This is a genomic window from Streptomyces sp. NPDC002817 (genome assembly GCF_053592055.1).
Window position 1 is genome coordinate 162382 of sequence record NZ_JBSFUY010000018.1, and the last position, 14242, is coordinate 176623.

The window sequence follows — 14242 nt, forward strand, 5'->3', positions numbered from 1 at the left end:
GAGTTGCCGCCGAACCCTCCCGCTCAGATCACCCTCACCGCCAGCTGCGCCCTGGGCCTGGTCGCCATCGCGTCCGGCGAGGAGTACAAACAAGCCCACCACGCCCTCCAAGACGCCGGATTCAACCGCCTGCCCAACGGGGTGTTCGCCGCCCCGCTGACCGACCCCGTTGCCGCCCGGTCCACCGCCAGCGCCCTGGTGCACCACGCCCACCAGCACGGCGCCACCATCACCCCCAGTCCCCGGCCCTACCTCGGCGACATCGGAACCGAGATCGCCTCCCGGCTGCCCGGCACGTGGAGCGCGACACTGGAGATCTACAGCCACCCGCTGTGGCAGGAGGACCTCTGGTACGGGCTGTGGGACGCCGGCGACATCCACCACGCCCTCGTGGAGCACCGCATCCCGTTCGCGTCCGTGCTGAAGAACACCGCCGGCACCGAACTGCTGCTGATCGAGCGCCCCGGTCACCGCAGCGGCTACCTCCTCGGGGCTCTCACCGCCCACGAGAAGGAGGACCCGCACAGTGACCCCACCACGCCGCACAGCGTCGTGCTGCCCGCCGATCCGGGCCTTGCCGCGCACGCCGTCACGCACACGTTCCTGCCCGCCTACCGCAGCGCCCTGCACCACCGGGACCTGAACACCGTCGTGAGGTCGCTGGAACGGATCCGAGAGGAGCACCAAACCCTCCAGGCGATCAAGGACTCCGGCCGCTACAGCGACGGCATCCCGCTCAGCGACACACGTCTGGCCGCCGGCATGGAACGGGACTTCGCCGACTGGGCCTGGCTCTCCTTCACCCAGGTCCTCGAACACGCTCCCGACCTGCTGGCCCGGTGTCGCCCCATGCCAACCCCGTGGCCCCAGGACGCCGCCGCACTGACCCGCCTGCGCGAGGCGCTCGCCCACAGCCAGGACGCCTGGCATGAGTGGAACGACACGCGGAACGACCTGTACTCGATCCCCCGGACGCTGCCCGCCCACGAATGGAGCCAGCTCCGCAGCCGCCTCGGCCTCGCCGTGCTGCCCGCGATCGAGACCTGGCTCACCGACGGCGAAACGTTCGAGCGCCAGGCCCGCGCCGCCGTGCCGGGCGGACCCGCAGCCCTGTCCGCGCCCAGCCCGCGGCTGCTCACCACCCGCCTCACGCCGCCGCCCACGCTCCAAGCCACCCCAACGCACCGCTGAACGTACAGATCAAGGATTCGTCTCTGTCCGACCACTTCCGCTTCACCGCCCATCCCGAACACGGCTACGTCGCCGAAGCCGGTCCCCAGATCCCCGGCCATCTGGCCGACTGGCTCCTCACCCGCGAGCAGTTCGAGCCCATCCCCGGCACCGTCGGCCGGTACCGGCTCACCCGTCCCGAACGCGACGGCCTGCGCCGCGCCCGCCAGGCTATCCAGGATCTGCGCCGCCTCGGCTACCCGGTGTACGCCGCCCGCACCCTCATCCCAGCCGACGCTCCCGGCCGACCCCAACCCGGCGTGAGTTACAGCCTGTTGGAGAGACGTACCCGCATCGCACAGGCTGCGGCCACCTGCTCCCCGCAGACCCGCACCGCCCCGGCAGCATCCCTCCCCGCCTCCGTACCGCAGACCGTTTCCCTGCCCGTGGGCAGCCGGGCCCAGGCAGTCGGAGGAGGGCGGAGCCGATGAGCGCCGCGGCGATCCGCATCACCCGCGGCCCGGGCGGTGAAGTCGAAGTCGACGGTCCCGTCGACACGTTCGCCGCCAGCGTCCTGGCCCGCGCCGGATTCGACACCCATCCCATGCTGCGCGGCGTCTGGATCCGCCTGCCGTTCGACCGGGGCCACCAATGGGAGAACGAACACGCCACCTGGGCGGCCGAGATGCTCACCGCCGCCCGGTACAGCGTCGACCTCGCCCCCGACCTGCGCCCCACCCCGGCCGACGCATCAGCGCCGCCGCACCGCGCGAAGACCGCCATGACCACGCAGCTTTCGCCCGCCGACACCGCGCAGCGGCCACGCCGCTGACCCGGCATCCCGCTCCAGCCGACTCCCATCCCCAGAACGGACCTTCCGCCATTCCCCCGACCACACCCGCCTGGAACTGCCACAACGACGCCTGCCCGGTCTGCACCGCGGCTCAGCGCGACGAGATGACCCTGATGCGCTGCGCCATCCTCACCCTGTTGGAACACGGCCGCTGGATGGCCTCCGACAACATCCCCCTGCGTGAGATCCTGTCCTCCGCCAGCAGCGGCTACCTGACCGGCTTTTCCGGCGATGACGTCCCGGCACCCGCCGCCGAGCACTGGTCCTGGCTCGACGCCGAGCTGCGCCTGACCGTCGCCCGCGCCGCCGGACTGGACGCCGTCAGCACCCTCGACCCGCGCATCGACCGCGTCCTTGCCACCGCCGCCCGCCGCACCTCGCGGCGCCAGATCGACCTCCTCGACCGCGCCGCCGCACAGTTCACCGAACTCCGCACACGCCCCCGCACCGCCTGAATCCACCGGCACCCCACGCCACCATCCTCACAAGGAGATTCCCCCGTACATGGCCGTGAGCAAGACCTGGACCGTAATTCACCTATGCGGACACGAAGTTTCGCATGATCTTTCCGGCCGTCCGGCCGACCGGCGCGCCTCCTTCGCCCGCTGGCTGCAGGAACGTGACTGCACCGCCTGCTGGAAGGCCGCCCGCGACGAGGACGGCGCCGGCAAGGAGAAGTGGCTGGCCGCCAAGCGTGCCGAGGAGCAGCGGGCCGCCACCGAGTGGGCCGCGCAGTTCGACATGCCGCCGCTCGAAGGACCCGAGAGGGCACTGGCCTGGGGTGAACGCTCCCGCCACCAGCTCGTCACCGCCGCCTACAGCGCGCTCGTGAGCGAGGGCAGCTGGGACGAGGCCGACTGGGCCGTCTTGGAGGACACGATCCGCGCCGTCACCCGCGCCGGATGGTGGATCGACCAGAGGGATGCCGAGGCCACCGACCTGCCCGAACTCCTGGACGCCGCCACATCCGACGACATCGGAACCGAGAACCCGTTCCGGTAGACACGGGCCCTTGTACCCGACGATCCCCGGTTACCGAAACCGGGGATTCTCCGGAGTCTTGTTCCTCCCACCGCCTGTCTGCGCCTGCTCGTGGAAGGAACATCCTGCTGTGCCCGACGCCGTCTCCCGTCCCCTCCATGCCCCCGGTGACATCGTCACCCCCGAACGGGACATCACCCACCAGCACTTCCGCCCCGGCGACGAGGTCGTGATCCTCAAGGGCATCTCCGGCAACGACCTGTGGGGCGACTCCTACAGGGTCGTCACGCCCTCGTGGCACACGCCGACCGACGAGGACGGGTGGCGGCTATACGACCCGGCCGGCGGGGCGCGCACCTACGTCACCGCGCACCCGCGCTACCTCGTCCACCTCTCCCGCCGTTGCCCGGACTGCCTCATCTACCAGCAGGCGCTGCGGACTTACCTCCTGCCGCGCCTGGCCGGCGCCGACGGGCCCGTCGACTGCGGCTGGTACGCGCTCACCCCCCTCAACCAGGTGGTGCACGCCTCCGACGCCCGAGGCGGACTATGACCCCCGCCTCCGCCCCGGAGCGCACCGCGGCGTTGGCGAGCGCGGCGTCGATCGCCGTCGAGACGGTCACCGGAACCCAGTGGCCGGTGCGACTGGCCGAGGCCCTACGTGATCTGGACGCCACCTGGCAGGAGTCGGCCGAGGTGTGCGCCGACGTCGCCTGGCAGGCCCGCGCCACCGGGACCAGCGCGCTGGTCCTGCTCACCCCCGAGCACGTCACCGCCCACGGCCCCGGCCCAGGCCCGGTCGTGGCGCGGACGTACCGGCACCTCTACCTGAGCGCCCTGCGCTACGACTTCCGGTGCCGCTCCATCGAATCCCTCCTGAACCAGGTGCCGTTGAGCGTGCTCGACGCAGACCCGTACAGCTGGGCGCTGTATGCCTTCGCGCGCCTGGGCCAGTCCCGCTCGGACGGTCTGGCCGTGATGGAGCAGGTCCTCGCCGCTACGCCGGATCACCCCAAGACGCTGCACGTCCTGCTGCACGGGGTGTGGCTGGGCGGCCTGCTGCCCGGCCGCGCGGACACCCTGCTCGCCCTCGTGGACCGGCTGCCCGACGGCGGCGACGGTGATCCGATCGCGCAGTTCCGCAAGGCGTCGGCACTGCGCGCGCTGGGCCACTACCCCCAGGCACACGCGGCCATCGAGCGTGCCCTGGAACTCCTGCCGCCGGGCCAGCCGGCCGTCCACGCCGACCTGGTGCGCGAACACACCCTGATCACCGCCGCGTTCGACCTGATCCAACTCGCCCCTCAGGGCAGGAAGCCCGACTCCCGATGATCATCCGTATCCGTCCGCGCGACTCCATGCCCTCCGAGCCGCTCGCCGAGGCCCTCGGCCGACCGGTCAGCGGCCACGAGGGACTGACCGAGTACACGGTGGTCGCCCACTGGCCGGGGCTGGACTATTGCACGCCCGACGACGAGCAGAAGACGTGGACGTCCGCCGAGTGGGCCGACCACCTGGACGACCCCAGCAGGTGGCACGCGTTCGCGGTCAGTCCGCAGGACGACCGTCGCGCCATCTGGCACGCGGACATCCGTCTGCATCCCGCCGACCGCGTGCTCACCGGTCCAGAGTGGTCCGAAATCGCCCACTGGCTCGCCCGCACAGCGGGTATCCAGCGGCCGGGTGACGAAAACCAGGGCTGCCGCTGGATCGCCGTCCAGGCACAGCCCGGCCGCCTCGACCTGCTCGCCAACCTCATCCGCGCGGACGGCACCTGGACCCTGCAGCACCACCGGCTGCCCGCGCTCCTGGCCGTCGAGTGCCGGCGCATCGAGGCCGAACTCGGGCTTCGCTCGCCCCAGGGCGGCGGCCCGGATCCCGGGCAGAGCACCCAGTTCGCGCAGCGCGCCGCCGCACCGGTCAGCGGCGCGACGCCCGGCGCCGTGGACGCCACCGCGCAACTCGGCGGACTGCTGCGGCAGCTCGCCGACGAGAACACCGGTCCGCTCGCGACCGTGCGCGGTCTCGTCGAGCACACGGCCCACCGTCTCGGCCGCCTCCCGCACGCCTATGGCCCGGCCGCCGGACACCAACTGGAGCTGATCGCCCACCGCCTGCACGGCATCCAGCAGGACCTCGACGCCACCGCCGCCGCCCTGCCTACCCCGGAACGATCGACACCGTTTCCGGCCCGGACGGCCACCAGCCCCGTCATCGCGCCCGCCGCGTCGGGCTCGGCCAACGGCCGCCGCTGACCCCACCCCTCTTTAGCTTCTTCCGAGGAGACCATGCACGACCCCACGCCCGACACCGGCCTCGGCTCCTTCGCCGCCGTCCTCGCAGGCGAACTGCCCGGCGCCTGGACCAGCACGTATCACCCGGACCACGGCGGCACAGGCGACCACGACGTCCTCACCGACCAGGTGTGGGACATGAACGAGGTCGCCGACACCCTGGCCAGGCGCGCCGTGGACCACTGCGCCGTGCTGACCCGTGAAGACGGCACCCGCCTGTTCGTCGCGGAACGTACGGGGCCCGGCGAGGGCTACCTGATCGCAGCCATGGCCCCCGCCGAGGCGCCGGCCGAAGCCTTCCGTGGCGTCCGCGAGCCCGACGGCATCGTGGTGGCCGCCGATCCGTTCAGCGCCGCCGAGGACATCCGCTACGACCTGCTGCCCCGCTACGACAAGGCCCTCGCCCAGGTCCACGCCAATGCCGCCCGCCGCACGGTGCCATCGTCCGGCGAGCCGGAATCGTTGGTGATGACCTGGTCGGACGACACGCTCGTCGTCGAGCGGCCCGGCCGCGACGACATCGCCGGGGCCCTGGCCGAGGCCGGCTTCGTCCTCGACACCGCACGCGAGGTGTTCGTCCTGTCCGGCGACGACTCCGCCCACCAAGCCGCGTCCGTACGAACGGCCGGGCACCGCCTGTCCCAGCTCGGCGTCAGCGTCGTCCTGCGCCATCCGCCCGCCCGGCCCGCCCTCGGTACCGCCGCGACCGTGCCGCCGAACCCACCGGTGACAGCCCCGCAGCGCAGCCGCTGACCCGATCCCCCTGTGCCCCTCCCCACCCCCTACGTCCTGGCGGCGCCCGGCTACCTTGCCGGCGCCAACGCCTGGGACCACCTGACCGAATGGCTGCTGCGCGGCCACGGCTGGCGCGACGCATCCACCATCGACTACCACACCCTCCTGACCAGCCCCGACGGCTCCCTGCACGTCGGCCACGACCGCCGGGGCGCCTGGACCTGGAACCTGCACGCCACCAGCCCAGCCGGGCGGCACTGGACCGCAACCCTCGGCGCTCACCTGCCCGTCGAGTACGTCACCGCGCTCGTGGAGACCATGCTGCGGCCCCACACCGGCCAACGCGCCGACATCCTCGGTCCCTTGCACACGGCCGGCTGGACCACGGACGCCGAGGCCGCCGCGCCCACGGCGGTGTCACCGGATGGCCTGGTCCGCTTCGCCCAGGAGAACGCGGCCGACCCGTCGCCACACGCCTGGCACTCGGCCTGCACGGTCGACGGACACACCTGGTGGACCGCCGCCTTCACCGCCCACACCCCGCCCCGGCTCGTCGCCGCCTTTACCGACAGCCTCGCCTGCCGAGACCCGCTGCCGCGGATGGCCATCGGGATACCGATGTACCGCTGCGGGCCCTACACGCGCCGTACCCCGACCACCTTCGGCTGGGACGACGAGCAGGCACTGCTCGAAGCACGGATCGCCGAAGCCCGCCGCCAGCGTCTTCCCAGCGCACGGACCTCCGGGCCGCCGCCCCCGACCATCCGCATAAGGCCCACCCGCATGCACTGACCGCCCCTCCCCACGCTCCGCTCGTCACTCTCACTCCGGGAGCCTTCCGTACCTCTCACACCACGTCGCACTCCCGCGCCCATCACCTCTGAGCGTCCACCCCGCCTGGCCGTAGTCCTCTTCCGCCGCTACCTGCGCGCGGTCACTCCCAGCCCACGCACCCGCAACAGCCTGCTGGCCGGCGGGCACCCCGAGGCCGCCCTCGACGAAACCCGCCGCCGGGACATGGACCTTCTCATCGACAGCTACCGCATCCGCATCCGCCACCACAACTAGCAGTCCGCACCGGCCCGTTCAGGAGGCCCATGACCGACCCTTCATCCCACCCCGTACGCCTCGCCGAGCACATCGCCGACCTGCTCAAGACCCTGGACGGCCATCTCGCCCAGGCCGCCCCGCGCCAAGCGGCCGAGATCCTAGTCAAGGTCCTCGCCTACGACGACGGCGTCCTGGCCCTGGTGACCGACCTGATCGCCACCGGATCCCGCTTCGCCCAAGGTCAGGCGTACTGCGGCACGCTCCCTCCCGAGGTATGGCTCGCGATGGGCCGCTCCGCCAACGAACTGGGGCACATCAGCACGGAACTCGACGGGCACGCCGACACCCTCAAGCAATTCGGGGCACCCTCCGCCACCGCCGGTACCACGCCCGCGAAGCCCGTCCCCTCCGCCATGGTTGTCAGGAGGAGCCGCTGAACAAGAAGCAGCAGTGGACCGGCTGGGGGGCCGTAGGCCAGCAGGCCCAGCAGTTCTACCTCGTCGAGCCCCGCCATCTCGCCGGCGGCGGCGACCTGCGCCACATCACCGAGTACCTGCGCGCCTCCGGCTGGAAGGACACGTCCAAGACCGGCGGACCGGTCGTCTTCGACAGCCCGGACAAGTCCGTGCGCATCGGATACGACCCGTTCACCCAGCCCGGCGGCTGGACCATCCGCGGGAAGCAGACCGCGCGCCAGGAAGCATGGCACGCCACCTTCGGCCGGCACACGCCCGTCGAGATCATCGCCGGTCTCACCGACGCCCTGTCCACCGAACGCACGGCGCACGCCCCCAACGTGTGGCAGCCCCTGCTGGAGCAGGGCTGGGAGACCGAGCGCGGCCAGCACTTCACCGCCCGCAGCCCGGACGGCGGCGCCTTCGTCCGCTTCCACCAGTCCGGCCCCGGGCAGGCGCACTGGTGGGCCGGTGCGCGTAACGAACACGGCCGGGTATGGGAGGCGTTGTTCACGCCGACCACGCCGATGCATCTGGTGCAGGCGTTCAGCGCGGCGCTCGCGGACCCGGAGCCCGTGATGCGGCCCCTGGGCCGCGTTCCGCCCTCCCAACGGATCCGTACCACCTCGGTGTCCGTCCTGCCGTCCCAGTTCGGCGCGTGGCAGCAGGCGAGGATCACCGCCGCCAGGGCGGCCACGTGGGCCCGCCACTCCTTCGCCACCAACCGGTCCCGCACCCCGCCCGGCGCGCGCCCGTACGCCGGGCAGTCGGGCCGGGCCCGGTGAGCCACGAACGTTTCTACTCCCGCGTCAATGGCCCCACCGTTCACCAGTACAACCGCATCCGGTGGCTGGACGAGGTCACGCCACGGCACCTGGCCGGCGGCGGCGATCCCCGGCATGTGACCGAGTATCTGCTCGCCGCCAGCTGGAGCAACCACTCGGTGCCCGGCTATCCGCACGTCCTGCTGGAGAGCCCCGACCGGCAGCTCCATCTGACCCTGGAGCCCACCGCGCCCGAGCCGCGCGCGGCCTGGTGGCGCGTCCATCCCGCCGAACGGCGGGAGTGGTCCGCCCAGTTCGGCGGCCACACCCCTGTCGAGATCATCGCCGGGTTCACGGACGCCGTCACCAGCCACGCACTCGTCCCCCTCGGGGATCTGTGGCACCTGGCGGCTGGCCGGGGTTGGTCTCTGCTCCGCCAGGGACCCGAGATGTATGCGCTGTCGCCCGACGAGACAGCCATGCTGGCCGTGGTGCCGAACTCCGTCGCCTCCGACACACCTGAGTGGCGCTGGAAGGCGGAAGTCTTTGCTGATCGTCGGTGGCTGTGGGGCGCGTCGATCGACGAGGAAGCACCCCCGGCGGCCATCGCGGGCTTCGTCACCGCGTTGACGGACCCCGCACCGCTGCTGCGCGACGAGGGCCAAGAGCCCAGCGCCGCTTTCCACCGCACCGCAACTCTGAGCGCCGTCTCGCCAGAGCAGCTCCGGCAGATGCACCGGCAGCGGCTCGAGGTGGCCCAGCGCTCAATGCCGCACCCGCCCGGCCGGAACCGCGCCACCAGGGCCGTCACCTCGCAGGAAGCGCCGCTAGCCGGGCGGAGCGCCCCGCCGAACTGTCTCACCACCCGTTTCATGCAAGGACGTTGATGCTCGCCTCCTCGACCCCCAGCCCGCCGACGCCCCCTGGGGAAACGGCCGTGAACGGACGCGTGCGCTCCCGCCGTAGTACCGCCACAGCCGTCGCCCAACCGCTCGCACGCTCGACGACACGCAGCCCGCGCTCGGGCAGGGCCCGCGTCGTACGGCCCGCAACCCGCAGGCAGGCGTGAGCGCGTGCCGGTGACCGAGCGGCAGCTCGCCGCCTTCCGGCGCGATCACGAGTCGCACTTCCTTCACGTCACCAGCCCCCGGTATCTCGCTGGTGCCGGCGATGCCCGCCACATCACCCATGCCCTGCTCGCCGCCGGATGGAGCGTCACCTCCGACCCGGCCTGTCCGGAGACCCAGCTCACCAGCCCGGACCTGTCAGCCCGGCTGGAGGTGGCCAGCCAGTTCACGTCGAGCCGCTGGTGGCACCTGACCGCCAAGCCGCCGGAATCGACGACCTGGTCCGCCTCGTTCAGCCGGCAGATCCCGGCCGAGATCCTGGCCGGACTCACCGACACACTCCTCACTCCCGCCCCCGCCGACGCACCCGACCCGTGGGACCTCTTCCGCGAGGCCGGCTGGTGCGTCACCCAGAGCGAGAACGGCACTGGGCACGAAGCCCTTTCGCCGGATCGGCGGGCGGTCGGCGAATACAGCCGACCCGACGACATCGAGTTCGCCTCCTTCACCTGGCGCATCCGCACGAAGAAGTACCCCGCCGCCGTCGGCGAGAGCGCCCTCGACGGCCCTGCGGTATGGGACGGCTGGCTCGACCAGCACACGCCCGCGCACGCCGTCGCCGGTTTCGTCACCGCCCTGACCAGCGCCGAACCCCTGCTGCGCGGTTGGGGCCACGGCGTCCAGCACGAGCGGACCCACCGCACCGGCAGTGTCGTCGCCGACGCCCACCAGCAGCGCATCAAGAACATCCAGGCCCTCACCCGCGCCACCCGACGCCGACGCCCGGATACCGCCCCCTCCTCAGCCGCCCCCACCCCGGCCTCGGTGCCGACCGCAGCACGCCCCCGATGAGCAAGGAATACCCCTCCCTGACCGCCCCGCCTTCCTGCCCGAGCGTCCTCCATCACCAGCGCCTCAACCAGCTCACCGCTTTCGTGCGCACCAGCGAACAGATCCTGGACACCTGGGACACCTACTCCGACCAGCACACCGACCCCGACGGCTGGCCCCACGACGAAGACCCCTACGGACACCGTGCGGCCCGGCGTGACGCCGAGACCTGGGAGGCTGCCGCGCAGATCCGCCCCTTCGCCCGCGACCTGCTCTCCACCGCCGCCGTCCAGCTCCAGCATCTTCCCGCCCGTACCATCCAGCCGGCCTGGCCGTGGCATCTGACCGCGGCCGACGACGCCCTCGACCAACTCGACGCCGTCGAAGCCGACTGGAGCACCCACCTCGACAGCCTGCCGCCGGGTGCCGGGCCGGGGACAGCGGCATACGACAACCTGGTCGACGCCCGCAACGCCGAGGCATGGCACGCGCTGAACGAACTCACCCTGCACACCCAGGCAATCCTCGCCATCCACGCCGCCGCCCAAGCCGCTCCACCCCGCCTGGACGCCGTCGCACCCCGGCCCACGCCGACAACGTCTACGAGCCCGGCGGCGGTGGCCCGGCGGTGAGCCGGATGCGGTTCCTGCCATGCGACACGGCCGCCCTCCCCGTACATCCACCCGCTCCGCCGCCATCAGTAGGCCGAACTGAGTCTGTATCCGGACCCAGACGAGCCGTGGTGGACGATCCTCCACGCCTCTGCTGGTGAACACCCCCTTCGTACGCGCGGTGCAGCCGCCATTGTCCGGTCCCATTCGTGCCGCCGTACCGGTCTGAGACCCCACCGCGCTGTACGCGCTAACCACTCTCGCGACCTTGCCTCCTGGAACCCTCCTGCCCAACACCTCGCCTTCCTCCAGCAACGACGGCTACGACATCGCCTTCAAGGTCCTCCTCGGTGCCCTCGCCGTCGCCGTCCCCCTGTCCAACCTCGCCTGGCTGTGCGGCAACCTCACCGCCCGGATCACCGCCTCGGCACCCTGGGCGCCGTACCAGCCGGTCGAGGCTCTGCTCCACCCGGCCCGGCTCTGGCCCCAGGCCGGGGAGACGTCCCTGTTCTGGGCCACCCGCATCGTCCCCGTCACCGCATTGGCCGCTCTCGCGCTGATCGTCGCTGTCGTCTGGTCCCGGCACAAGAACGCTGGCGGCGGCCGGAAGAGGAAGGTCGCCTCCATGGCGAAGCCGAAGGACATCGAGCCGCTGCTGTCCAAGGCCATCACCGCCAAGGCCCGTTCCCTGCGGCCGAGTTTGAAGGACGCCAAGCACCTCGACCCCGCCGACACCGGCATCCTCCTCGGCAACCTGCAAGGGACCCGCCACGAGGTCCGGATGGGGTATGAGGACGTCGCCGTTGCGATCATGGCGCCGCGCTCCGGGAAGACCACATCGCTGGCCGTCCCCTCCATCCTGAACGCGCCCGGCCCGGTTCTGCTCACCTCCAACAAGGCCGCGGGTGACGCCTACACCGCAACGATCGACGCGCGCGCCGCCGTCGGCCGGACCTGGTCGATGGATCCGCAGCAGATCGCCCACGCCGAACGGAACATGTGGTGGAACCCCTTGTCCGACGCCAAGACCCTCGACGGCGCCGGCAGGCTCGCCGGCCATTTTCTCGCCGCCAGCGTCGATGCCTCCCAGCAGGGTGACTTCTGGTCCAAAGCGGGATCAAATATCCTGAGCCAGTTGTTCCTGGCCGCCGCCCTCGACGAGCGGCCGATCACCGACGTGATGCAGTGGCTAGCGTTTCCCGCCGACCGGACCCCGCTGGACATCCTGCGCGACCACCGCTTCACCGCGGTTGCCGCACAGTTGAAGGGCACGGTGGAGGGACCGCCGGAAACCCGCGACGGAATCTACGAGACCGCGCGTCAGTACGCCGCCGCCCTGCTCAACAGTGAGATCGCCGCATGGGTGACGCCGCAGAAGGACGTGGCGGAGTTCAAGCCGAGCGAGTTCGTCGGCTCCAAGGACACGCTGTATCTGTTGTCGAAGGATGGCGGTGGCGGCGCCTCGGCGCTCATCGCGGCGTGCGCGGACAGCGTGATGCGGGCCGCGACCGCCCGGGCCGAACGCGCCGGCGGGCGCCTCGATCCACCGATGCTGGCGATCCTCGACGAGGCCGCGAACGTCTGCAAGATCTCGGACCTGCCGGACCTGTACTCCCACCTCGGCAGCCGCGGGATCATCCCCCTCACGATCTTGCAGAGCTACCGGCAGGGCCAGAAAGTCTGGGGCGACGCGGGCATGGACGCCATGTGGAGCGCCTCCACGATCAAGGTCATCGGCTCCGGAATCGACGACCCCGACTTCGCCGACAAACTCAGCCGTCTGATCGGCGACCACGACGTCGAGACCACCTCCACCTCGATGTCCGAGTCCGGCAAGTCCACGTCCGTCAGCATGCGGCAAGAGCGCATCCTGGCCGCCGACGCCATCCGAGCCCTGCCCAAGGGCACCGCCCTCTGCTTCGCCACCGGCATGCGCGCGGCCATGCTCGACCTGCGCCCCTGGTATCTCGAGCCCGGCGCCGGTGTGCTCTCCGCCGCCTCCGCCCGCGCGTCCAAGGGCATCACCGAACGCGCCGTCGCCAAGGCCGCCACGAAGCAGAGCGACTTCGGCACCGCCGCCTAGTCCGCGCGCCCCCTTCACACCACTCAACTCGCCTACGGAGGCGCCCATTCACACCTACGAGCCCGCCGACCTGGACGACATGGCGCCGCACGAAGCCGTGGACGCTGTCATCGCCGACATACGCGAGCACCGCATCAGCGGTGACCGAAGTGGCCTGTTCACCCTCATCCGGCACATCGGGCTGCTCTGCCATCTGGCCGCCGGTATGGCTGCGGACGCCGAGTACCGGCTCGCCGCGAACGTCGCTGGCCTCCCTTCGGCCGAGGCCCTGGGGCAGACGGTTGCGCACCTGGGGCGGGCTATCGCCCACTACACCCGGGCCGTCGCTCCGCTCGTCGCCCTCGCCCAGTCCGGCGCGCAGGCCACGCTCCAAATGCAGCTCGACGCGCTCGACCAGCACAGCCGCCTGCGCGTCCACCTCGACGACGCCGGGCAGGCCCTGGCAGCGGCCCGCGGCAGCCTCAGTCATCCTGACCGTCCCGCTATGTCGGGCACGGCCACCACCTTCCCCGTACACGGGCCCGTTCCGACGGGACGGCGCCGCTCATGACCACGTCGCCCACCAACTCCTTGCTCTTCGACGTACCGCCCCCGCCGACGCCCGTCGAACGACTGCTCCACCTCGCCGACCAGTACACCCGGCACAACGACGCCCTCGATCTCCTCCTGGACACCGCGGCCCGACCCGAGCAGCAGGATCACGTCGCCTCCGCCCAGCACCTGGCGTCCGCCACCCGCACCACCATCAAAGCGATCCAGGACGAACGGCTCTACGCAAGTACGGAGTTGACGGAGACCGTTGTGCGGTTGAAGCAGCTAGCCCTGCTCAGCGCCGCGTCAGCCGACCTGGGCCTCCAGGAGGCGCGAGAACTGACCGCCCTGGCTCCAGCCGCCGCGGTCGGCTGCGCCGCGAGTCTCTCCTTCGAGACACACCGACGCCGCTCGTCGTCCGCGACCCCATCTGAGGAGCGGCTCACGGCGACCCAGCGCACCGCCCTGGAGCAGATCGCCTGCGGCCATGTCGTGGCCAGCAGCTCCCTGGGACGGGAGTTCACGCGCTCCCGCGAATCCAAGGTCCTCATGAGCACGCTGCGGGCCCTGGAGTCGAAGGATCTTGCCGAGCGGAGCCCGAGCTCCGCTCCGGGTGCCTACCACGGCGGGCCGCCCCAGGACCGCGTGCACCTCACCTCCGCAGGCGTGACAGCCCTCTCCGCCGTCATCGGACTGCCCCTGACAGGCCCCCGCACCGCCCCCGGCACGACGCCCCGCACGATCCCCAACGCCAGCCGGGCAGCCACCCGAAGCCACTGAACCACCCGCCTCCAGGAGCCATCCCATCTCCACCCCA

General features: G+C 71.5%; 17 protein-coding genes. All 17 read left to right on the plus strand.

What is annotated here, in order from left to right:
- Positions 1-3 precede the first annotated feature (3 nt).
- The 17 genes from ACWD3I_RS29710 (at position 4) to ACWD3I_RS29790 (ending at position 14205) form a co-directional block, all read left to right on the plus strand.
- Positions 4-1191, plus strand: coding sequence for a hypothetical protein (locus ACWD3I_RS29710; RefSeq protein WP_365403840.1), 1188 nt, complete (start codon positions 4-6; stop codon positions 1189-1191).
- A gap of 466 nt (positions 1192-1657) precedes the next feature.
- Positions 1658-2002, plus strand: a complete 345-nt coding sequence (locus ACWD3I_RS29715; protein WP_365403837.1) for a hypothetical protein — start codon at positions 1658-1660, stop codon at positions 2000-2002.
- Between the two features lie 125 nt (positions 2003-2127).
- Positions 2128-2478, plus strand: a complete 351-nt coding sequence (locus ACWD3I_RS29720; protein WP_365403834.1) for a hypothetical protein — start codon at positions 2128-2130, stop codon at positions 2476-2478.
- A 49-nt stretch (positions 2479-2527) separates the two neighbouring features.
- The gene (locus ACWD3I_RS29725; protein ID WP_365403831.1) at positions 2528-3025 is read left to right on the plus strand and encodes a hypothetical protein; all 498 of its coding nucleotides are present in this window, start codon (positions 2528-2530) and stop codon (positions 3023-3025) included.
- Between the two features lie 109 nt (positions 3026-3134).
- Complete coding sequence (locus ACWD3I_RS29730) at positions 3135-3557, plus strand: hypothetical protein (RefSeq protein ID WP_365403829.1); 423 nt, start codon at positions 3135-3137, stop codon at positions 3555-3557.
- Positions 3554-4336 (plus strand): tetratricopeptide repeat protein, encoded by a 783-nt coding sequence (locus ACWD3I_RS29735; RefSeq protein WP_365403826.1) that lies wholly within the window; start codon positions 3554-3556, stop codon positions 4334-4336. Before ACWD3I_RS29730 ends, ACWD3I_RS29735 begins: the two co-directional genes overlap by 4 nt.
- On the plus strand, positions 4333-5259 hold the full coding sequence (locus tag ACWD3I_RS29740; RefSeq protein WP_365403823.1) for a hypothetical protein: 927 nt from the start codon (positions 4333-4335) through the stop codon (positions 5257-5259). The genes ACWD3I_RS29735 and ACWD3I_RS29740 overlap by 4 nt, the downstream gene beginning before the upstream one ends.
- A 33-nt stretch (positions 5260-5292) precedes the next feature.
- Positions 5293-6051 carry a hypothetical protein gene (locus ACWD3I_RS29745; RefSeq protein ID WP_365403820.1) on the plus strand — a complete coding sequence of 253 codons (759 nt, stop codon included), beginning with the start codon at positions 5293-5295 and terminating at the stop codon, positions 6049-6051.
- A gap of 12 nt (positions 6052-6063) precedes the next feature.
- Positions 6064-6825 (plus strand): DUF317 domain-containing protein, encoded by a 762-nt coding sequence (locus tag ACWD3I_RS29750; protein WP_365403817.1) that lies wholly within the window; start codon positions 6064-6066, stop codon positions 6823-6825.
- 305 nt (positions 6826-7130) lie between these two features.
- Positions 7131-7520: a hypothetical protein gene (locus tag ACWD3I_RS29755; RefSeq protein WP_365403814.1), complete on the plus strand. Its 390-nt coding sequence runs from the start codon at positions 7131-7133 to the stop codon at positions 7518-7520.
- A complete protein-coding gene (locus ACWD3I_RS29760; protein ID WP_365403949.1) occupies positions 7517-8323 on the plus strand; it encodes a DUF317 domain-containing protein in 807 nt (268 codons plus the stop codon). Before ACWD3I_RS29755 ends, ACWD3I_RS29760 begins: the two co-directional genes overlap by 4 nt.
- Positions 8320-9189, plus strand: a complete 870-nt coding sequence (locus ACWD3I_RS29765) for a DUF317 domain-containing protein (RefSeq protein WP_365403811.1) — start codon at positions 8320-8322, stop codon at positions 9187-9189. The genes ACWD3I_RS29760 and ACWD3I_RS29765 overlap by 4 nt, the downstream gene beginning before the upstream one ends.
- Positions 9190-9381: 192 nt before the next feature.
- Positions 9382-10221, plus strand: a complete 840-nt coding sequence (locus ACWD3I_RS29770) for a DUF317 domain-containing protein (RefSeq protein WP_451084214.1) — start codon at positions 9382-9384, stop codon at positions 10219-10221.
- Positions 10218-10832, plus strand: a complete 615-nt coding sequence (locus ACWD3I_RS29775; RefSeq protein WP_365403806.1) for a hypothetical protein — start codon at positions 10218-10220, stop codon at positions 10830-10832. The genes ACWD3I_RS29770 and ACWD3I_RS29775 overlap by 4 nt, the downstream gene beginning before the upstream one ends.
- 265 nt (positions 10833-11097) lie before the next feature.
- The gene (locus tag ACWD3I_RS29780) at positions 11098-12894 is read left to right on the plus strand and encodes a type IV secretory system conjugative DNA transfer family protein (protein WP_365403946.1); all 1797 of its coding nucleotides are present in this window, start codon (positions 11098-11100) and stop codon (positions 12892-12894) included.
- A gap of 79 nt (positions 12895-12973) precedes the next feature.
- Positions 12974-13444 carry a hypothetical protein gene (locus ACWD3I_RS29785; RefSeq protein ID WP_365403804.1) on the plus strand — a complete coding sequence of 157 codons (471 nt, stop codon included), beginning with the start codon at positions 12974-12976 and terminating at the stop codon, positions 13442-13444.
- Positions 13441-14205, plus strand: a complete 765-nt coding sequence (locus ACWD3I_RS29790; protein ID WP_365403801.1) for a hypothetical protein — start codon at positions 13441-13443, stop codon at positions 14203-14205. Before ACWD3I_RS29785 ends, ACWD3I_RS29790 begins: the two co-directional genes overlap by 4 nt.
- Positions 14206-14242: the final 37 nt, after the last annotated feature.

Excerpts from the sequence above, each read along its gene's own strand:
- ACWD3I_RS29715 (WP_365403837.1), top strand. The coding sequence starts at position 1,658 with ATGAGCGCCGCGGCGATCCGCATCACCCGCGGCCCGGGCGGTGAAGTC.
- ACWD3I_RS29720 (WP_365403834.1), top strand. The coding sequence starts at position 2,128 with ATGACCCTGATGCGCTGCGCCATCCTCACCCTGTTGGAACACGGCCGC.
- ACWD3I_RS29725 (WP_365403831.1), top strand. The coding sequence starts at position 2,528 with ATGGCCGTGAGCAAGACCTGGACCGTAATTCACCTATGCGGACACGAA.
- ACWD3I_RS29735 (WP_365403826.1), top strand. The coding sequence starts at position 3,554 with ATGACCCCCGCCTCCGCCCCGGAGCGCACCGCGGCGTTGGCGAGCGCG.
- ACWD3I_RS29740 (WP_365403823.1), top strand. The coding sequence starts at position 4,333 with ATGATCATCCGTATCCGTCCGCGCGACTCCATGCCCTCCGAGCCGCTC.
- ACWD3I_RS29745 (WP_365403820.1), top strand. The coding sequence starts at position 5,293 with ATGCACGACCCCACGCCCGACACCGGCCTCGGCTCCTTCGCCGCCGTC.
- ACWD3I_RS29755 (WP_365403814.1), top strand. The coding sequence starts at position 7,131 with ATGACCGACCCTTCATCCCACCCCGTACGCCTCGCCGAGCACATCGCC.
- ACWD3I_RS29775 (WP_365403806.1), top strand. The coding sequence starts at position 10,218 with ATGAGCAAGGAATACCCCTCCCTGACCGCCCCGCCTTCCTGCCCGAGC.
- ACWD3I_RS29785 (WP_365403804.1), top strand. The coding sequence starts at position 12,974 with ATGGCGCCGCACGAAGCCGTGGACGCTGTCATCGCCGACATACGCGAG.
- ACWD3I_RS29790 (WP_365403801.1), top strand. The coding sequence starts at position 13,441 with ATGACCACGTCGCCCACCAACTCCTTGCTCTTCGACGTACCGCCCCCG.